This window comes from Myxococcales bacterium (assembly GCA_016716835.1).
Lineage (GTDB): Bacteria > Myxococcota_A > Polyangia > Haliangiales > Haliangiaceae > JADJUW01.
In genome coordinates this window covers 231800-250836 of the sequence record JADJUW010000001.1, presented here as the reverse complement: position 1 = coordinate 250836, position 19037 = coordinate 231800, and the positions used below count along the sequence as shown (strand labels likewise).

16 protein-coding genes are annotated in these 19037 nt (G+C 59.8%); 9 read left to right on the top strand and 7 right to left on the bottom strand.

Annotated elements, in window-relative coordinates:
- Position 1: 1 nt before the first annotated feature.
- A complete protein-coding gene (locus IPL79_01050; GenBank protein ID MBK9069588.1) occupies positions 2 to 1342 on the top strand; it encodes a hypothetical protein in 1341 nt (446 codons plus the stop codon).
- Positions 1285 to 4539: an error-prone DNA polymerase gene (locus tag IPL79_01045; GenBank protein MBK9069587.1), complete on the top strand. Its 3255-nt coding sequence runs from the start codon at positions 1285 to 1287 to the stop codon at positions 4537 to 4539. Before IPL79_01050 ends, IPL79_01045 begins: the two co-directional genes overlap by 58 nt.
- Positions 4540 to 4567: 28 nt before the next feature.
- Here the strand turns inward: IPL79_01045 and nhaR are convergent, their stop codons facing one another.
- On the bottom strand, positions 4568 to 5470 hold the full coding sequence (gene nhaR / locus IPL79_01040; GenBank protein ID MBK9069586.1) for a transcriptional activator NhaR: 903 nt from the start codon (positions 5468 to 5470) through the stop codon (positions 4568 to 4570).
- 87 nt (positions 5471 to 5557) lie between these two features.
- Between nhaR and IPL79_01035 the strand changes: the two genes are divergently transcribed.
- From IPL79_01035 to IPL79_01015, 5 genes are read left to right on the top strand one after another with little or no spacing between them, the layout of a single operon-like run.
- Positions 5558 to 5926 (top strand): HPF/RaiA family ribosome-associated protein, encoded by a 369-nt coding sequence (locus tag IPL79_01035; GenBank protein ID MBK9069585.1) that lies wholly within the window; start codon positions 5558 to 5560, stop codon positions 5924 to 5926.
- Positions 5923 to 6285: a zf-TFIIB domain-containing protein gene (locus IPL79_01030; GenBank protein ID MBK9069584.1), complete on the top strand. Its 363-nt coding sequence runs from the start codon at positions 5923 to 5925 to the stop codon at positions 6283 to 6285. Before IPL79_01035 ends, IPL79_01030 begins: the two co-directional genes overlap by 4 nt.
- A 32-nt stretch (positions 6286 to 6317) precedes the next feature.
- The gene (locus IPL79_01025; protein ID MBK9069583.1) at positions 6318 to 7247 is read left to right on the top strand and encodes a TerC family protein; all 930 of its coding nucleotides are present in this window, start codon (positions 6318 to 6320) and stop codon (positions 7245 to 7247) included.
- A gap of 52 nt (positions 7248 to 7299) precedes the next feature.
- Positions 7300 to 9090, top strand: coding sequence for an OPT/YSL family transporter (locus IPL79_01020; GenBank protein MBK9069582.1), 1791 nt, complete (start codon positions 7300 to 7302; stop codon positions 9088 to 9090).
- 43 nt (positions 9091 to 9133) lie between these two features.
- Positions 9134 to 9340: a hypothetical protein gene (locus IPL79_01015; GenBank protein ID MBK9069581.1), complete on the top strand. Its 207-nt coding sequence runs from the start codon at positions 9134 to 9136 to the stop codon at positions 9338 to 9340.
- A 53-nt stretch (positions 9341 to 9393) separates the two neighbouring features.
- On the opposite strand, the gene IPL79_01010 is transcribed toward IPL79_01015, so the two are convergent.
- The 3 genes from IPL79_01010 to IPL79_01000 form a co-directional block, all read right to left on the bottom strand.
- On the bottom strand, positions 9394 to 11046 hold the full coding sequence (locus IPL79_01010) for a hypothetical protein (GenBank protein ID MBK9069580.1): 1653 nt from the start codon (positions 11044 to 11046) through the stop codon (positions 9394 to 9396).
- An 85-nt stretch (positions 11047 to 11131) separates the two neighbouring features.
- Positions 11132 to 13105 carry a hypothetical protein gene (locus IPL79_01005; GenBank protein MBK9069579.1) on the bottom strand — a complete coding sequence of 658 codons (1974 nt, stop codon included), beginning with the start codon at positions 13103 to 13105 and terminating at the stop codon, positions 11132 to 11134.
- Positions 13106 to 13324: 219 nt separating this feature from the next.
- On the bottom strand, positions 13325 to 14839 hold the full coding sequence (locus IPL79_01000) for a hypothetical protein (protein ID MBK9069578.1): 1515 nt from the start codon (positions 14837 to 14839) through the stop codon (positions 13325 to 13327).
- 328 nt (positions 14840 to 15167) lie between these two features.
- Between IPL79_01000 and IPL79_00995 the strand changes: the two genes are divergently transcribed.
- On the top strand, positions 15168 to 15704 hold the full coding sequence (locus tag IPL79_00995) for a hypothetical protein (protein MBK9069577.1): 537 nt from the start codon (positions 15168 to 15170) through the stop codon (positions 15702 to 15704).
- Positions 15705 to 16000: 296 nt separating this feature from the next.
- Here the strand turns inward: IPL79_00995 and IPL79_00990 are convergent, their stop codons facing one another.
- The 3 genes from IPL79_00990 to IPL79_00980 all read right to left on the bottom strand — a co-directional run bounded on the left by IPL79_00990 (position 16001) and on the right by IPL79_00980 (position 17883).
- Positions 16001 to 16549 (bottom strand): hypothetical protein, encoded by a 549-nt coding sequence (locus tag IPL79_00990; GenBank protein ID MBK9069576.1) that lies wholly within the window; start codon positions 16547 to 16549, stop codon positions 16001 to 16003.
- A gap of 220 nt (positions 16550 to 16769) precedes the next feature.
- Positions 16770 to 17216, bottom strand: coding sequence for a hypothetical protein (locus IPL79_00985; GenBank protein ID MBK9069575.1), 447 nt, complete (start codon positions 17214 to 17216; stop codon positions 16770 to 16772).
- A 37-nt stretch (positions 17217 to 17253) separates the two neighbouring features.
- The gene (locus IPL79_00980; GenBank protein ID MBK9069574.1) at positions 17254 to 17883 is read right to left on the bottom strand and encodes a hypothetical protein; all 630 of its coding nucleotides are present in this window, start codon (positions 17881 to 17883) and stop codon (positions 17254 to 17256) included.
- A gap of 192 nt (positions 17884 to 18075) precedes the next feature.
- On the opposite strand from IPL79_00980, the gene IPL79_00975 reads away from it, so the two are divergent.
- Positions 18076 to 18858, top strand: coding sequence for a hypothetical protein (locus tag IPL79_00975; protein MBK9069573.1), 783 nt, complete (start codon positions 18076 to 18078; stop codon positions 18856 to 18858).
- The last annotated feature ends 179 nt before the right edge of the window (positions 18859 to 19037 follow it).

The following is a 19037-nucleotide window of genomic DNA, read 5'->3' as shown; positions in this document are numbered from 1 at the left end:
GATGCCGCAGTTTCCCAGCGTTGCCTATGTGTTGTTGCGCGGCGCTGGTGCGCGCAAAAGCGCAGGCGCGAGCAACGGTGCCGGTGCCGGCGCATCACGCCAAGCGGTGCTCGCCGCATTGCAAACCATCTCGCCTGCCGTTGACATGGACACGCGCGATGAACATGGCCGCTTTTGGGTGGATTGCCGCGGCCTTGCGCGCATATATATAGACGACACAACGGCACATCCGGGCACGGCGCTCGCGCGCGCCTTGCAACATGTCTTGCGGCCGTTTGGCGAGCACGTGGTGTTGGTGCTGGGCTTTTCGCGCTTTAACACCTATTGCCTTGCCAGCGCGGCGCCGCCAACCAACCAAATACGCCGCGCTATCATGCTCGAATCGCCACAAGCCGAGGCAACGCGCGCAGCGCAAACTCCACTCGCCGCGCTTGGCGTCGTGTTATCGCCAACCTTGCGGCGCGAGCTCTTGCGGCTCGGCGTCGACACCGTGGGCCAACTGGCGCGCCTGCCCGCGGGCGGCCTGCTCGAGCGATATGGCCGCGACCTGCATCGCATCCATCAGCTGGCGCGTCAAGACATCTACGATCCGTTGGTGGCCGCGCCACCCGTAGAGGTGCGACGCGAGGGTGAAGACTTTGAGCATGTCGTGACCGGCAGCGATCGCCTACTCTTTGCCGCCAAAACGCTGCTTGGGCGTTTGCTGCCGCGGCTTGGCGCGAGGCACCTCGCGGTGGCGCAACTGCATCTTGAGCTTTTGCTCGACGTCGGCGTACAGCAACGCCGCAGCGTCGTGCTCACCATGGTCCCCGCCGCCGCTAGTCTCGACGCCTTGCTCCTCATGCGCCTCGTCGCGCACAAGCTTGCCGCAACGCCGCTGGCACACCCCGTCGCCGGCATGGCCATGAGGGCAACTGAAACCGCGGCGACCACCGAGCAGCTACAACTCTTTGCTACGAAACCAAGGCGCGATCTAACGGCCGGCAATGACGCGCTCGCCAAATTGCGCGCCGAATTAGGCGAAGACGCGGTGGTGCATGCGGTAGCCGCGCATGGCCATCTGCCCGAGTCGCGATTTCGTTGGGCGTCGTATCGCACGCTCATGGCGCCGTCGCCGCAACCCGCGCAGGCCGTGGTGGTGCGGCGCATGCTTGCGGCGCCGGTGGCCGTGGCGGTGCCGACGCAGCCGCCGATGGCGCGGCCGTTTCGCATCGCGGGTGGCTGGTGGGCCAAAGAGGTTATGCGCGAGTATTGCTATATCGCGGCGGCCGATGGCGCGTGGCAATGGCTGTATTACGACCATCAGCGCGGCACGTGGTTTTGCCAAGGCAGCGTGCAGTAGCCATGCAGGCCGCCACCTACGTGCCGCTGTGGTGCAAGAGCAATTTTTCGTTTTTGCACGGCGCCAGCCATCCAGAAGAGTTGGTTGAGCGCGCGTTTGCGCTTGGCTTGCCTGCGGTGGCCATTACGGATCGCGATGGTGTTTATGGCGTGGTGAGAGCATTTGCCCGCGCGCGTGAGCTGGGCATGAAGCTCATCGTCGGCGCCGAGATCGCGGTGTCATTGGATGAAGATGACGGCAAGCGCAATGCCGCACGCGATGGCGACGGCGAAAACCAAACCATCTGCCGCTGCGTGCTCTTGGCGCGCGATCGCGAGGGCTGGCGACAGTTATGCCAGCTGCTAACGCTGGGCCATCGGCGCACCACCAAGCAAGGCGCGCGCCTCACCATGCGCGACCTTGCGGCCGTGGCCAAGGCCCACGGCGAGCCCCCTGGCTGGATAACCATCATCGCCGAACCGGGCGAGGCAAGCGTACCCCAGCTGACAAAGCTCGCCACCGCGCTGCGCGAGGGTTTAGGCGAGCACGTCTACATGGGTATTTCGCGGCATTGGCGCGAGCGCGACGTCGCGCAGGAAACTCGCCAACGCGCGGCGGCCACCGCGGCGGGGCTTGCCTGCGTGGCGTTGCCCGAGGTGCTCTATCACGATCAGGCGCGTCGGCCGTTGCAAGACGTGCTCACCTGCATTGCGCGCGGCGTAACGCTAGCGCAGGCCACACCGCATCTGCGCGCCAACGCCGAGCATCACCTGGCCGTGCCCGCCGCGATCGCCGCGCAATGGCAAGACGATGTGCCGACGCTTGCGCGCACGCTCGCCCTTGCCGAGCTCTGCACGTTTTCGCTCGGCGAGCTGCGCTATCGCTACCCCTCGGAAACGCTGCCTAGTGGCCTAACCTCCATGCAATGGCTGCGCGAGCTCACCGAGCGCGGTGCGCGGTGGCGATATGGCGACGCGGTGCCGCCCGCCGTCTTCACCCAGTTAGCGCGCGAGCTGGCCATTGTCGAGCAGCTCGATTACGCCGGCTATTTTCTCACCATGTACGAGATCGTGCAGTTCTGTGGCGCCCGCGGCATCCTGTGCCAAGGCCGCGGCTCGGCAGCTAACTCGGTGGTGTGCTACACGCTGGGCGTCACCGCGATCGATCCGATCAAGATGGATCTCTTATTCGAGCGCTTCTTGTCGGTTGAACGCGCCGAGCCGCCGGATATCGACCTCGACATCGAGCATGCGCGCCGCGAAGAGGTCATCGCGCATATGTACGAGCACTATGGGCGCGATCGCGCGGCCATGGTGTGCAACGTCGTGCGCTATCGCGGGCGCTCGGCGTGGCGAGAGGTTGGCAAGGTGTTTGGGCTAAGCCCACAGGCCTTGGGGCGCGCCGCCAAGTTCGTGTCCGCATACGGCGGCATCGAACTCACGGATGAACTCGCCCGCGAGCTGCAAACGCTATCGCCCACCGCTCAGCAGCAATTGATTGCGCTCTGCCAGCAACTAGAAGGCATGCCGCGCCACCTCTCCATCCACCCCGGCGGTTTTCTTTTGGGGCACGAGCCGGTGTGCGACCTAGTGCCGATCGAAAACGCCACCATGCCGGGGCGCACCGTCATTCAATGGGACAAGGACGACATTGAGACGCTCGGCTTATTCAAGGTCGACCTCCTCGCGCTGGGGGCGTTGACGCAGCTACAGGCATGTTTTGCGCTGCTGCGGCAAACCCGCGACGTGGCGCTCACCATGGCCACGCTGCCGCCCGATGACATGGACACCTTTGACATGCTGTGCACCGCCGATACCGTCGGCGTCTTTCAGATCGAGAGCCGCGCCCAGATGTCGATGCTGCCGCGGCTGCGGCCACGCAATTTCTATGACCTAGTGGTGCAGATTTCGCTAGTCCGGCCCGGCCCCATCGCCGGCGGCATGGTGCATCCTTATTTGCGCCGGCGTCGCGGCCAAGAGGCCATCACGTATCCACACCCAAGCCTGCAGCCAGTGCTCGCGAAGACCTTGGGCGTGCCGCTATTTCAAGAGCAGGTCATGCGCCTGGCCATGGTCGCCGCGGATTATACGCCGGGCGAGGCCGACCAGTTGCGCCGCGACATGGCAGCGTGGAAGCAACACGGCCATATGGACGCGCATCGCGATCGCCTAATTACGCGCATGGTGGCTAAGGGCATCGCACCCGAATTTGCCGAGCGCGTGTTTATGCAGATCCGCGGCTTTGGCGAGTATGGCTTCCCCGAGAGCCACGCCGCGAGCTTTGCCCTCATTGCCTATGCCACCTCGTATATGCGCCGGCACTACCTACCGGAATTTGTCTGCACCCTGCTCAACGCGCAACCGATGGGTTTCTACTCGCCGGCCACCATCGTGCAAGACACCAAGCGCCACGGCGTTGACGTGCGGCCCATCGATGTCAACCACAGCGCGGTGGGCTGCACCATGGAGCGTAGCGAGGACGGCAAAATCGGCGAATATGCCGTCCGCCTCGGCCTACGCTACGTCAAAGGCCTCACCTCCGCCGCCGCCGCGCGCATCGTGGCGCAGCGCGCCGCGGGCGCCTACCCCACCGTGGCCACGCTGATGCAGCGCGCGCAGCTAACACTTGGCGATGGCAAAGCGCTCGCCGAGGCCGGCGCCTTTGCCAGCATGGATGGCATCGCGCGGCGCGATGCGATGTGGCAGGTGCGCGGCTGGGCGCGGCAGCAGGGCGACGCGATGGACGTCTCCGCCGAGCAAGCGCCACGCTTTGACACGCCATCGCAGCTCGATGATCTGTTGTGGGATTATGAAGTCATGGGCCTCTCTAGCAAGCGACATCCGTTGGCGGCCTGTCGCGAGGCGCTGCGCCATCAGGGCCTGCTCGCGGCAACCGACGTCGCGAGCAGGCCTCACGGCACGCGCGTGCGCTACCTCGGGCAGGTGATTTGCAGGCAACGCCCCGGCACGGCCAGCGGCGTTACCTTCATGACCCTCGAAGATGAAACCGGCTTTGTAAACCTCGTGGTGTGGAAGCAGGTCGGCGAGCGCTATCGCGCCGCGGTCGAGGCCGCCTCGCTGCTCTACGTGGTTGGCACGCTGCAAGCGCAAGAGGGCGTGGTCCACCTCATCGCCGACGAGCTCGCCTGCGCCACTCTACCGGCAAGCACCAACGCCAGCACCAACGCTGACGTCTTTGTCAGCCGAAACTTCTATTGATGACGGCATAGACGCCAAACGCCGCCAGCTAGCGCGCAAACACCTCGCTGCGCGCCACCGCGGTGAGCGCCACCACGGCCGGGTGTTTGAGCTTGCGCTCGCCGGTGATCGCGTAGAAGCGTTCGCGCACTTCGTCGATGCGGCCCACGAGCTGCAGGCGATACTGCGCCGCGATCTCGCGCTCCACCGCGCTGGGTGCCACCACCAGCCCAACGCCCTCGCTGCCAAAGACCTTGAGCAACGCGCTGTCTTCGAATTCGCCGACGATGCGCGGCACCAGCCCGTGTTTGGCAAACCACTGATCAAGGCTACGCCGCAGCGGCACATGCTCCAGCGGCAAGAGCATGGGCGCGCCATGCAGCGAACGCGGGAAGCCGCGCTTATACGCCTTGGCCAAGGGCGGCGCGCCAAACACGCTCATGCCGGTTTCACCGAGCAAATGAGAATACGCGCGCACGCTACTGCCGGTTGGCAGCGGGGCATCCGCGATCAAGACGTCGAGCGCATGCAGCGACAGGTCCGCCAGCAACTTGTCGTACGCATCTTCATGGCATATCAGACGAACCGGCTCGGGCAGGCTGAGCGCGGGCCTAAGCAACAAGCTGACGACGAGCTTGGGCACCGCGTCGACGGCGCCAACGTTAAGGCGCATCGGCTGTCCGACTGGGCGGCCACCGACTGCATCGACGAGCTCGTGACCCAGCTTGAAGATCTCGTCGGCGTAGCGAAACACGACGCGCCCGGTTTCTGAGAGCACGAGCCGCCGCCCCACCTTGTTAAACAAGGGCTCGCCGAGCTGCGCTTCTAAGGTATGAATTTGCGCGCTGAGCGTGGGATGCGAAAGGCGCAGCACCTTGCCTGCGGGCACCAAGCCGCCCTCGCGCGCGACGACCCAGAAATAGCGCAGGTGATGGTAGTTGAGCGATTCCATGGCAATTCTAAATATGTCGTAAAAACCTACATAATGCGTAAATATTTTGACATTTTCTTTGTATTTGCCGGTGGCTAACCTCGTTGCATGTCAACCCAAACCCAGGAGCTACCCATGGAAATTCACATTCGCACCAAGGGCTTTACCGCCACCCAAACCCAACGCGACCACGCCAAGCGGCGCATTCATGCCCATCTCAGCCGCTTTGGCCGCGAGGTTCGCGAGGTCACCTTGCGGCTGACCGACATCAACGGCCCCAAGGGCGGCCTCGACAAGGTGTGCCAGGTCGTCGTCAAGGGCCCTCGGCTCGGCGTTGCGACGCTGGCCGAGCAAACCAACGAAGTACTCGCCGCCATCGACCTCGCCGTCGAACGCGTCGCCGCCACCATCGGGCGCACGCTCGAGCGCCAGCGCCAAGCGGCGACGACCCGCGTCAGCGTGCGGAGGGCGTCATGAATTGCCCGCGCTGTGACCAAGGCGAGCTCGTCGAAAAGGCGCGCGATGGCGTCATGATCGATGTCTGCCGCACGTGCCGAGGGGTGTGGCTTGACCGCGGCGAGCTGGAAAAGATCATCGCGCTCGCGAGCAATGAATTCGACGAAGACACGCCCACGCGTGATCACGACCTTCGCCTCCGAGACCGCGACGGCGACGGCAGCGTGCCGCCCGACGCCGACCGCGCTCGCCGCTACCGCCGCCACGACAGCGATGACGGCCATGGTGGCTACATCGGCGATGACGACCGCCCCCATGCGGGCCCGCGGCCGCGCCGCAAGAAGCGGTGGTTTGACATGTTCGGCGACATTTTTGACTAACCCAGCCCCTGCCCATTCTCGGAGCTTGCACCATGCCTTTTGAAACCATCGGCTCTCCCCTCATGTGGGCGGGCTTTATTGCCTTTGTCATTGCCATGTTGGCCATCGACCTCGGGGTCTTTCACCGCAAGGCGCACGAGGTCACCATGAAGGAGGCCGCGGCGTGGAGCGTGGTGTGGGTGGGCCTGGCGATCCTGTTCAATCTCGGCCTCTATCAATTTGTCGGCCCTCAGCTCGCGCTCGAATTTACCGCGGGCTATCTCATCGAGAAGGCGCTGGCCGTCGACAACATCTTTGTCTTTGTCATCATCTTCAGCGCGTTTGCCATCCCGCCGCAGTATCAGCATCGCGTCCTCTTCTGGGGCGTGCTGGGCGCGCTGGTCATGCGCGCGATCTTCATCTTGCTCGGTGGGGCCTTGCTCGCAAAATTCCACTGGATGATCTACGTCTTTGGCGGCGTGTTGTTCATCACCGGCATCAAGCTGCTGCGGCAAAACCATGAAACCTTCGACCCCAAGGCCAACATCTTGGTGCGGGCCTTTCGCAAGCTGATGCCCGTCACCGACGAGCTTCATGGCGACAAATTCTTGGTGAGGCAAGCCGGCAAGTGGGTCGCGACTCCGCTGATGATGGCCTTGGTGGCGGTCGAGTTCACCGACCTCATCTTCGCGGTCGACTCGATCCCTGCCATTTACGCCGTCACCGACGACCCCTTCATTGTCTTCACGTCAAACATCTTTGCCATTCTCGGGCTGCGTTCGCTCTATTTCTTATTGGCCGGCATGATTCACAAATTCGCCTACCTTAAAACCGGGCTGGCATTTGTCCTGCTCTTCGTTGGCGCCAAGATGTTGCTCATGGGCATCTACAAGATCCCCATCATCGCGTCGCTCGGCGTCATCGTGCTGATCCTGGGGGCATCCATCGTCGTCTCCATCCTCCGCCCGCCAGCCCCCAAATAATTTTGCGCATCACCTCGATGCGGGCGCAGGCATGTCATGCCATAACGCGGCGATGAGCGACTCCGCCTCCCCGGCCACCACCGTGGCCCCCCCGATCGACCCCGCCTTGGTCCAAATCACCGTGCGAGCGGTGATCACCGGCATGCTTATTGGTGGCCTGCTCTCGCTGTGCAACATCTACAGCGGCCTCAAAATCGGCTGGTCTAACAATATGTCGGTCACGGCGGCGTTATTGGCGTTTGCCGCCTGGCGCGGCTTTGCGGTGGTTGGCGCGCGCCCCTTTACGCTACTCGAGAACAACATTAACCAGACCGCGGCTTCCTCGGCTGCGGCCGTATCATCCGCCGGGCTGGTGGCTGGCGTGCCTGCGCTGACGATGCTTACCGGCTATCAGTTTACGTGGCCGGTCCTGGCGACGTGGGTGCTCTCGGTCTGCCTCGTCGGCATTGTTGTCGGCATTGGCCTGCGACGGCAGATGATCGAGATTCAGAAATTGCCGTTTCCCAATGGCGTCGCCGCGGCCGAGACGCTGCGCGAGATTCACGGCCAAGGCGGTAAGGGTGCGGCAGCGCGCGTCTATGTCTTGCTTTCTGCCGGTGCCATCGCGGCATTGGTCAAGCTGACCGAAAAAGTCGCGGGCCTCAAGCAAGTCTTTTTCCCGGGCACGTTTCAGCTCGGCGCCGCCGGCAAGGTAACCAGCGGCAATCTCACCTTTGGCTTTGAGCCCAGCCTGATCATGGGCGGCGTCGGTGCGCTGCTTGGGCTGCGCGGCGGCATCTCGCTCTTATTTGGCGGCCTGCTCGCCTATGGGGTGCTGTCGCCGATCGCGCTCGCCGAAGGCTGGGCCGCACCTGGCAAGGTCGGCGAGCCGTGGTTTGGTGCACTCAACAAGTGGCTGCTTTGGCCTGGCGTGGCAATGATGGTTACCGCCTCGCTCACCTCGTTCGCTTTTTCGTGGCGATCGATCGCCGCCACCTTTCGCCGCAAGCCTGTCGGCGAGGCAGGCATCCTGGTTGACCGCGGCGACGTGCCCGTCAAATGGTTTTTGGTGGGGCTCGCGGCAGCGGCGATATTTTCGGTCATCATGCAGAACGCCGTCTTCGGCATCGGCGTCGCGGTCGCCTTCTTGGGCGTGATGATGTCATTCGTGCTCGCCATGGTCGGCGCACGGGTCTCGGGCGAGACCAACGTCACGCCCGTGGGCGCGATGGGCAAGGTGACGCAACTGCTATTTGGCGCGCTAACCCCCGGTCAGGTGGCGCCAAATCTCATGGCGGCGAACGTCACCGGCGGTGCCGCGAGCCAGTGTGCCGACCTTATGCACGACCTCAAGGCCGGCTATCTGGTGGGGGCACTCGCGCGCTATCAAGTCATCGCACAAATTTTCGGTGCGCTCGCGGGAGCGCTCATTGGCAGCGCGGCCTACCTCATCTTGGTGCCAGATCCGGCGACGATGCTCATCACGCCCGAGTGGCCGGCTCCCGCGGTCGCGACGTGGAAGGCCGTCGCTGAAATCTTCGCCAAGGGTTTTAGCGCGCTGCCGCCGTTTACGCCGCACGCCGCAATCATCGGCGCGCTGGCCGGCATCGCGCTCGCCATCGCCGAGAAAGTGATACCGCGCGGCGATAAATATCTGCCCAGCGCCTCGGCCATCGGGCTCGCCTTCGTGCTGCCGTTCTACAACTCGCTGCAAATGTTCGCTGGCGCCCTGCTCGCCGCCATCCTCACCAAATACGCCAAGTCGTGGAGCGACCGCTTCCTCGTCGTCGCCGCCGCCGGCATCATCGCCGGCGAGAGCCTGATGGGCGTCGCCATCGCGATCCACATGTTGCTGTTTGGCTAGTGCGCCCCATGGCACGAAACGCCGCCCCAAAAGCATTGGCGCGGTGGAAACCAAGCGACCCGTCGGCGACCCGCTTCGCTATCGCGTGACGCTCGCCAACGGCACCACGGTCTACGCAAAATGGGCCAGGCACACCGACAACCGCGGCAGCGTCCGAGAGCTGCCGGCGACCATCTCAGGCAAGCGCCCCGCCACCGTTCCGTATAAATGGCAAACGTGGCCGCCCATCTATAGCGACACCGCCGAGTAGCCCGCGCGGCGGTATTGGCGGAGTTGGCGCCGCAACTGCTAGCGACGAGCTAGTCACTTCAAAACAGGCGTGCCGCCGGGCACTGCTTCCCACACGAAAACAAAGTCCCACAAATTAAGCGGCGCATTGTTACTACTATAGAAGTACGACAGGTGGTTTTTTGGCGTCGCGAAGTCCGTATTGCAATTATTGTTTGCGCAGCTAACCCCACTCCAGTAGTAAGCATTGTTGAAAGTGCCTCCCTGAGTGCCCCCAACGACGGCACCGACGTACGTTAGGCCTTCAATGGTCTGTGCGAGGCTAAAAACGCTCGAGACCGTCGCGCCAATGCCACCGCCCGCAAACCCACCAACAAAGTCCTGCGCCGCGACATTTCCCGTCGAGTAACCATTGGCAATACTCGTGTAAGCGGCAGCGCCTACGAAGCCACCCACCCATGTCTCGCCCGACACGCTTCCCGTCGAATACACATTAGTCAGGGTTGAGTCAAACAGGCCACCGCTAAACCCACCGACAGATTCGGTAGCAGCCACCTCTCCCGTCGCATGACATCTCGAAACGACGCCCACGTGCATGGTACCGCTAAACCCTCCAACACTTATGTCGCCCGCGACATGTCCCGTCGCAAACGAGTCCTGAATCAGACCATTAGAGTATACATCTCCGACAAACCCACCGAGTTCGTCCGCCGAGTCGCCCGCGACGTTTCCACTTGCGCTTGACTTGGCGACGGTCGAAGCGACCAGCGCGCCGACGAGCCCGCCCGCGCGATACTCGTGAATCGCCACGTTGGTGGCGGCGCTCGACTCAACGATGAGCGAGTTGGCGCTGGCGTGGCCAACCAGTCCCCCCACGGTTTCGTTGCCCTCAACTGCGCCAGAGCCCTGACTCTGAGACACCTCGCTGGCTCGCATAAAGCCCACCAGCGTCCCAATATTCTCACCCTGGGGCGAGCGAACTGATGCATCGTAAAACTTTACGTTGTGCAGCGTTGCGCCGTCCATGCTGCCAAAAAGTCCCAGCTCGTCGACGTGAGTTCCACCAAAAAATGGCCCACCCACATCGTAGACGAAAGCCTCGATCTTGTAGTCATTGCCATCAAAAGCCCCAAAAAACGGCTTCGGCTCAGTCCCAATAGTAAAATACTTATTTTCATCGCTATAAAACTCGGTGAAATCGACATCCGCACATTGCAAATAGTGCATGGCTAGCGCGGCGTCGTCTAGTGAAATCGAGCGCAGCTGCGCTGGGTTATAGACGCGATAACGATTCGACGGTGTGCCGTCGCCATGGGCGTTGTAGCTGGTCAACGTGGGATCGTCCGCAGGATCGCACTTGCTTGCCTCGCATCTGCAGCCGCAGCGCGTGCGCCCGTGCTGCGTAACCACGGTCCATTCAAGGTCTATGCCGAGCATGTCTCCCAACACCTCGCACCGATTGGGGTCTACAATGACGCTTTCGCAGACGTCCCCCTCCCAGAACACGAGCAGGCCATCGGGCGTAACTTCGTAGCCATAACCAAAATCCGCATTCATGAGGGTATCGACACAACTGCTGCCGCTAGCAGACGCGCCCTGGCCCTCCTGCTGATTTTCATCGTCGGGCGCATTTTCCGAGCGCTGAGCCAGCGGCTGCGGATCCGTCCGCGTCGCCAATTCGTCAGATAGGCATCCCACCAGCAAGATACTTGCCGTGGCTAAGGCCATTGAAGAGATACTCAAAACGCTGCGTTGGATGTTAGTCATGGTGGTTCATCAATCTTTGGTATCGGCTGCCGATTTCGTGGCGCTCTTACTTTAAAACCGGCGTACTACCGGGCACTTCCTCCCAGACGTTGACAAAGTCCCACATGTCTAGCGGTGCGTTGCTTTTGCTATAGAAGTGCGCCTGCTGGCTCTGCGGCGTCGCGAAGTTTGTGTTGCAATTGTTGTTTACGCAGGTCACGCCACTCCAGTAGTGAGAGTTGGCGACGGCGCTCCCGCTGCTATTGAGGCCAATGAGTACGCCCACAGAGGTTTGGCCCTTTATAGTTTGTGAGAGCGCAAACACATTGGACATTGCGCTGCCGCCTGACATATGGCCTGCGAAACCGCCGACCTGGTATACGCCAATCACTTCTCCCGCTGCGTAGCCAACTGAAATGTTCGTATTGCCGAATTCTCCGGCGAATCCGCCAACTGAAGCCTCGCCCCAGACGTCTCCAGTAGCGTATGCATTGGCCACAAACGAGCTGGTGATAGCGCCGCCGAATCCTCCAACATTATAGGTGCCGCTTACGTCTCCCGTAGCCCTTGAATGCGTGAAGTAAGACGAAACTGCGGTACCGCTAAACCCTCCCACAATGTAGAAACCCGCAACATCCCCGCTAGAAAAACAGTTGGCTACAAAGCTTACCTGATCAACTGACCCCGCCAGTCCTCCAACTGCTGCGTGGCCATTGACGTCTCCCGAAGAGGAGCAATTGGACAAGCTAACTTGCGTCATTACACCCACAAACCCTCCCACTTTGCTGTACCCACTAACGTCACCCGAAGCCGCGGAATTCAAAACATTGGTCTCCCTCCAGAAGGAACCGGCAAACCCACCTACTGACTCGTTTCCAAAAACATCTCCCGTGGCGAGGCAATCGCGAATCGAAGAATTTTCATACGTATCGCCCACAAAACCACCAACCTCATTCGCCCCCTGGCCAAATACATTCCCACTTGCGCTAGATTCTTCGACAGTCGAAGCAAATAGCGCACCCACAAATCCTCCGGCGCGATACGAGGTCTCTCTTACATGCACGTGCGTGGCGGCGCTGGATTTGCTAATGAGCGAGTTTGCATTGGCTCGGCCAACAAGCCCCCCTACGGTCAGCCACCCATCGATCTTGCCTGAGGCTTGGCAGTTGGAAACGGTGCTGGAATCCATGCGGCCCACAAGTGTGCCGACGTCGCTACCGATTCCGGACGCTATTGCCGCATTTTCGAGCTTGATATTTCCTAGGTGCGCATTGGCTATGACGCCAAACAGACCAACCTGATCCTCCGAACTGCCGGCAAGCAAGGGACTATTTGCGTCATAGTGAAAGTTCTCAATCGTAAAATTATTGCCATTATAGCTTCCCGTAAACGGGGTGTCAGCCGAACCAATGGTGAAGCGTCGGGGCGGCGCGCCAAACATCTTTAGAATATTCATATCGATGTCGGCGCATTGTTCGTAGTGTTTGCCTAGGGCCTGGTTCTCCTTTGCAATTGAAACCAGCTGAAAGGCATTGTAGATGCGATAGGGCACGGCCTCGGTGCCGTCGCCCACGTCGTTGTATGAGATGCCGACGTTGCCGTGATCGTCAGCTGGGTTGCACCCAGGCCCCGCACACTCACAGCCGCAAACTAGTAGCCCGTCGCTTTCGTAGACGAACGCCCAGCGGTCAAAATTCCACACGCCCGCGCCATAGTTCTTCATGGCATCACAAATGCCTTGGCCTTCGTCCTCCCAATTTGCACAGTCTTCGCCGTTGGCCAGGATAAGTTCATTGGGGGTGTTGCCGAGGGCATATCCGTCGTGGTTATTGACAATCCACGCGTTGGATTCTGCGCAATCGAGTGCTAGTGAGCCCGAGGCGTTCTGTGGGTCGCCAGCACGAAACTCAGATTCTTCTGATCGCGGAGGTGCCTCCTGCGAGTCGTCGAGCGGCTCGGTGATGCACCCCACCAGCATGATGCTGGCGACAGCCAAGCCGATGGAGATGCGCCGAAAGATGTTTGATTTTGAAGTAGTCATAGGGTTTTTACTTTGTTGTCGCTATCAAATTTGATGGCCGCTGGTGGCTAGAGGCTGCCGAGGGCTAATGTCCAAGCAAGTGGAGGCGCCCAAGGCTTGCCGGCAGATCACGAGGGAACCTACTCGGTTCGTTTCGCTTCCTACAAGGAGACCCCTAGCGCCATTGCCGCTGAACCTTCCGATTGTAAAATCGTTACCAATTCAACCAAAACGCTCGGTTTATTGCTTCAGAACCGGCGTGGTGCCGGGGATTTCTTCCCAGATGTTAACAAAGTCCCACATGTCTAGCGGCGCGTTGTTTTTACTAAAAAAGCGCGACTTCTTGCTTTCAGGGGTGGCGAAAGCTGTATTGCAATTGTTGTTCACGCAGGCCACCTTGCTCCAGTAGTAAGCGTTGGTTACCGTGCTCCCGCCCTTATCAAGCGCAGCAAATACACCTACGTCGGCTTGCCCCTGTATGGATTGAGAGAGCGTAAACACATTGGAGATGGTGCCTCCTTGCATGAGGCCTGCAAATCCTCCCACCTGTGTCTGGTATATGCCAGTCACATCGCCTGTGGCATAGCCATTAGCAATGGTCGAATTTTGGACTGCACCCACAAACCCCCCAACGTAATCCCACTCGCCCACAACATTTCCAGTCGCATACACATTTGCCAAAAATGACGCGTCCAAAAACGAAGCGAACCCTCCAACACTCAAGTAGCCGCGCACATCGCCAGTGGCATAGGAATTCAAGATGTGCGTCTTTTGCATGCTACTGCCAAAACCTCCCACACCTGCAAATCCACTAACATCTCCGGTTGCAAAACAATTAGCAATCGAGGAATGGTCAAATGTATCGCCCACAAACCCACCGGCACCGCCATTGTCGCCGTCGTCAACGCCGAAAACATCTCCACTTGCGCTTGATTTCATAACAGTGGATGCATTCAGTACACCGACAAGTCCACCCGCGCGGTAATCGTAAAACTTCACATGGGTAGCGGCGCTTGATTCAACTATGAGAGATTTTGCAATGGCGTGGCCTACCAATCCCCCTACATCGCCAATCCCCTCAACTGAGCCTGAGCTATGACAGTTATGAACTGTGCTGGCTTCCATGTGCCCTACCAGCGTACCAATCGACCATCCCTCGGGGGCACTAACGGTCGCATCGACCAGACTGATGTTGCTCAATTCAGCATGAGCAATATACCCAAATAGGCCAACCTGACTTTCGTCGCTCCCCGCAAAGAGAGGGCTGGTAATATTGTTTGTGAAATTTTTAATCGCAAAACCATTACCATCATAGCTACCAGTAAACGGATTGGCATTCCAACCAATGGTAAACCTTCGCTCCGGAGCCCCGAACATCGTCAGATCGTTCATATCGATGTCGGCACATTGCTCGTAGTGTTTGCTCATGTCTTGGCCGGCCTTTGACATAGAGATAAGCTGAAAGGCATTGTAGATGCGATAAGGGACGGTCTCGCTGCCGTTGCCGACGTCCTTGTAGGAAATGCCGATCTTGTCGTGATCAGCTGGGTTACAGCCGGGGCCCGCGTTATTGGGTTGGCCGTCTTGTCGGTCGCCGGCGCGAAGCTCGGAGTCTCCCGGCGGAGGTGCCTCCTGCGAGTCGTCGAGCGGCTCGGTGATGCACCCCACCAGCATGATGCTGGCGGTGGCCAAGCCAATAGAAGCGCGTCGTAGAATGTTGCGTGGAGAAGTAGTCATAGATTTTTCCATTTTCATGCAGACTGCAAACAGGGAATTGCATGGCTTGTGCCAAGCGGGCGCGGCCGCTCCAGCCTTCGACGCCGCGTCATGTAGCCCTCGCCAGCCCCTTGCGACGCCGGAAACAAGCCAGATAACGCGTTGCTGCAAATTCGCATGTGCGCCCTGGTGCGATGTTTTCATACGAGTGGCTTGTCGCCACATGCGGGGGAATCCCCCCCAGCTCGGCAAGCTCATCATCGGGGCTTTGCGGATTGCCGCAGGATAACTCCTCGAATCGCTTGGCGTTCAGAACTGTGAGCTAGCGACCACGGTTGGCATATTTATTGAACTTGTCTCTATCATCATGAAATTCTCCAACACGTTAGCACTAGCGCTCCTGACCTCTGCCGCCGCCTGTACCACCGGTGATGAAAGCGATGTCGGTGAAGCGAACCACGATGAATCCGCTCGGACGACGCTCGAGCGCGATGCAGAGTCACAACAAGGTTCTCAATCGCTCGAGCAGCGGCTACTTGCTGCGTCTGGCGACGCCGGAATTTCATTGGCAACGCTCGACATTGTTCAGAGCATGGGGCTGAAGCTCTACAAGTGCCCCACCAAGGTCAGGCTCACTACAATGACCGATCCTGGCGATCCAGTCCCGGGCCTCCAACCCGAGGTAGCGTTTGGCGGCCAAAACAATTATTGGGATATTAAGTCATCGTCGACGTGGGCCTTCTCGCACGACCCCGGACGCGATCAGTGGTGGATGCTTACATGTAGCGCCGAGGAATCGCTTTCCTGGTTTGGAATTGAAACCAATGGCCAAGCCCGAGCCAAGGCCTGCGTCGCGTTGAATCTGCCCGGCTGGATTGGGTTTGTTTGCGAACCACAGGTCTAAACGGGCCGGCACGGCCAACAATACGGGGTGCCGCACGTCGTGGACGATCGCCGCCATCCCGCCGACCGGACGCCCCTTTTGCCCGCATTTATAGGTCATGCAAAATACCAGCGCACCTAGTACTCTGTCACAGCGAACATGAGCCCCTCTGCTTGCCCTGGCCGCCGATCCCATCGTTGCGCTTCCCTCATTTGGAACCACCAAACTCGGTCAGCGCGCCTCGGCCTCAGCGACCAGGTCGGCGCATACCGGCTCATGTTCGCTGTGACAGAGCACTCGTGCTGGCCCAAGGCGGGTTACGCTACGCGAATACCTTCGCGCCTGTTGAAATGTATCCCTGCGAGGCGATGCTTACCAATCAGTCGCTTGAACTCCTCGCCGAAAAACGTGTACCTGAAATTTGCTTGCGGCAACCTGAATATGCCATGCCCCTTCAGCTTGCTCCCGCTCAAGACAAACCGATTGATTCCCGCGATCCAGCCCTGCGCCTTATCGAGCCAAACGATTTCAGATTCGTCGTCGACAAGAGCATCGACAACATTGGTACAGTGAAAAAAATAAAATCCCTTCGGGCTTCCTAGCTCAAGAATTTCGCCATACTTGGCGAGCTTCTCTCCGATCGCATGTAAGGCCCTCTCACCAATTACAAACAGCGGCTCACAATACGACGACATATCAAAATCTTTGCGTCTTTTGCTTCTCGCGCCGTACACATACTCCAAGGTTTCGGGAACCCAGATTTTGGACAACCCGGCGGGCATCCCCATGTACTTCTGCCAGGTGTTCACGTCCGGAAAACCAAGCTCGTTGAAGCCTTCGTCGGATCCAACCAAATAGTATTCCATCGCCTCACTATAGCTGGTCACCCCCGCCAATTGAAGTTGGCCATCAAGTCGATGCGGCATCCTGCCCAAGAGTCGGCCCAACCCATGGATTCACAGTGCATCACGGTGCAGCTGGATCACCAGCCTTCAGCACCGCACAAATCCATGACCAGGCATTTCGCATCTCCCTGGCGCGTGCGTGCAAGGACACTGAATACACGTTGCGACATCCCTGCCGTCGTTATTTGAAGGCTAGCCGCATGAAGTTGTCAATTGCCTCGTATCCCGCGATGAGCATTTTTGGTATGGCTTTGATTTCATCCACACTCAGCGGCCTTATCTCTTCATCTCCCTTGCACAACTTACCTCCGACATTATGATACTGCAGCGCTTCACTCTCATCTTGTGATAGCGGGGAATTCCCAACTATGCGCCATGCGCCGGTCTTCAGCTTGGCCAGGTCCGTGTAGAACACCTTTGCTTTCCCAGCAAAAGTCTCAACAACCGCATGGCCTTCGTCACCTGCCATCCGAAGTGATGCCTCCGGCGTGTCGGCCAGCTGGGGCTTCGCAACGAATGAGAAAACGTTCTTTGTTCTTATCGAAAGCCAAATAATCTTGCAAACCGCGTATTTGCCCTCAACAGGAATCAGAAACACGTCACCAATCGCAGGTACAATAGATTTCATGCTTGCAACTCCAGGCATATTACTTTGGACGCCCGTATTATTCCAGCGCGCGTTCAACGGCGTCGTACATTTCTTGCCCCAGCGGTTGTACGGCGCGAAGGATGGCGGCCCGGTTGTTCTTGGTTGCGGTCGGAATTTCGGTGTTGCGCAACCGGATCACGCCGTCGGGCGCGGTGCGAAACTCGAGATCGCGAAAACGCAGCTCACGCGCGGGCGGTCGAATAATCAGGGTGGATACATTGGTGCGCTTGCCGTCGGCGCGTTCGATCGCCCTCTCTGAGAAATCTAGTTTGTAGCCTGCGGCGTCGATATTGCTGCGGACGGTCTCGCGCACGATTGACAGATCACCCATTTTCGAAAACACGGTGGAACCATCCTTTTGTTCAAAACTGACCTCTCCTCCGCCAATATGGATAAAGACTCTTTTGGCACCGTCTTCGGGCAGCGGCGAACCATTTCTCGCCAGCTTGACCGCGGCCAAATGACTACCGATCGTCTCCTTTAGGGCGTATTTGGGAGATTTCCAGGCTTTGGCGGCTCTGGCTTTCGCAAGCGCAAAGCCGGTTTTTAGAGACCCCTTATTTTTCTGTGGCGAGCCTTCCGCGTTGGCCGTGAGGCAGGTCAAGGCGAAGGCAAACATAACCGCGTAGAATCGATTTCCGCTCATAGGGACGGCTACTGCAAGCGCTGCGCCAAGCGCGCCAACGTGCGGCGTTGGCGGCAAAACAATGTAAAAGAATTAACTTTTGGCGAGGCGTACTGACCTTGATTTGCTACGGGCACAACTGCCGCCATTGCTCACTGCTCCTGGCACGCGGCTTGCTTTCCAAACAGCATGCACTCGCGAATCGCTCGTTTGATGGGGCCAATTGTCCTCGGAGGCACGCTATGTGCCCTGGCCGGCGCGTCGGGTTGCATGCACCCGCCAGCTGACGAAGCCGAAGCTGGTGAGCAGATTGACGATCAGGCGAAGGCCGCCTTGCTCGCCGAGGCGGCTAGCCTCTCGACGCCCGGCGGCGTGATCGACGACGATGTCGCGGTCGTAACCTCAGTTGCCGACGCCACCGCACTGCAAGCCAGCATCGATCGCGTGGTCGCCGAGGAATTCCCTTCCCTCGAAGACATGCACATCGAAGCACGCACGGGCACCAGCAGCGATTCGCTGTTGCGCACCTCGTTTCGCTCGCTCGACGTCGCCCGCCGCGCCAGCAAGCGACATTATTTTGTGGTGCTGAGCACGGCATTTGCCACCCAGCCCGATGCCGCGGCGATCGAAGCTCTCGTCATCCACGAAATCCAACACATTTATGATTACACCCAGCTCAGCGGCGCGGCGCTCCTCGGCCTTGTTGCCGAGTATGTGCTGTCGCCCAATTCGTTTGTGCCGCGCTACGAGCGCGCCACCGACATCCGTGCGCTCGAGCGAGCCTTTGAGGCGCAGCGCGCCACGCAGGCCGCCGACATGATTCGCTATCGGAAATTTCTCTACGAGGTCGTGCCAGCGGCCGACGTCGCCGAAAAACACCGCAACTACCTGCGGCCCGACGAAATCATCGACTGCGATGCGCAGGTTAGCGGCGGCGGCCCGCGCGTCGCACCTTGCGTTATCATGACGGACCTATCGTTTCCTCTGCAGCACTAGTGGTGCGCGGGACCTGAGCGCTGACCGGCAGGAGGGCGCACGTGTCTTCCTGCTCGCAGATAGATGGAGGACCGGCAGGTGCGCGCACGTGTCTTCCTGCTCGCAGATAGATGGGTGACCGGCAGGTGCGCGCACGTGTCTTCCTGCTCGCAGATAGCGACCCTCCGGGGCGCCGCGAA

Coding starts and splice junctions, on each gene's coding strand:
- IPL79_01010 (MBK9069580.1), bottom strand. CDS start 11,046: ATGGCCTTAGCCACGGCAAGTATCTTGCTGGTGGGATGCCTATCTGAC.
- IPL79_01005 (MBK9069579.1), bottom strand. CDS start 13,105: ATGACTACTTCAAAATCAAACATCTTTCGGCGCATCTCCATCGGCTTG.
- IPL79_01025 (MBK9069583.1), top strand. CDS start 6,318: ATGCCTTTTGAAACCATCGGCTCTCCCCTCATGTGGGCGGGCTTTATT.
- IPL79_01035 (MBK9069585.1), top strand. CDS start 5,558: ATGTCAACCCAAACCCAGGAGCTACCCATGGAAATTCACATTCGCACC.
- IPL79_00975 (MBK9069573.1), top strand. CDS start 18,076: ATGGGGCCAATTGTCCTCGGAGGCACGCTATGTGCCCTGGCCGGCGCG.
- IPL79_01050 (MBK9069588.1), top strand. CDS start 2: ATGCCGCAGTTTCCCAGCGTTGCCTATGTGTTGTTGCGCGGCGCTGGT.
- IPL79_01045 (MBK9069587.1), top strand. CDS start 1,285: ATGGCTGTATTACGACCATCAGCGCGGCACGTGGTTTTGCCAAGGCAG.
- IPL79_00990 (MBK9069576.1), bottom strand. CDS start 16,549: ATGGAATACTATTTGGTTGGATCCGACGAAGGCTTCAACGAGCTTGGT.
- IPL79_01000 (MBK9069578.1), bottom strand. CDS start 14,839: ATGAAAATGGAAAAATCTATGACTACTTCTCCACGCAACATTCTACGA.
- IPL79_00985 (MBK9069575.1), bottom strand. CDS start 17,216: ATGAAATCTATTGTACCTGCGATTGGTGACGTGTTTCTGATTCCTGTT.
- IPL79_00995 (MBK9069577.1), top strand. CDS start 15,168: ATGAAATTCTCCAACACGTTAGCACTAGCGCTCCTGACCTCTGCCGCC.
- IPL79_01030 (MBK9069584.1), top strand. CDS start 5,923: ATGAATTGCCCGCGCTGTGACCAAGGCGAGCTCGTCGAAAAGGCGCGC.
- IPL79_01020 (MBK9069582.1), top strand. CDS start 7,300: ATGAGCGACTCCGCCTCCCCGGCCACCACCGTGGCCCCCCCGATCGAC.
- IPL79_00980 (MBK9069574.1), bottom strand. CDS start 17,883: ATGAGCGGAAATCGATTCTACGCGGTTATGTTTGCCTTCGCCTTGACC.
- nhaR (MBK9069586.1), bottom strand. CDS start 5,470: ATGGAATCGCTCAACTACCATCACCTGCGCTATTTCTGGGTCGTCGCG.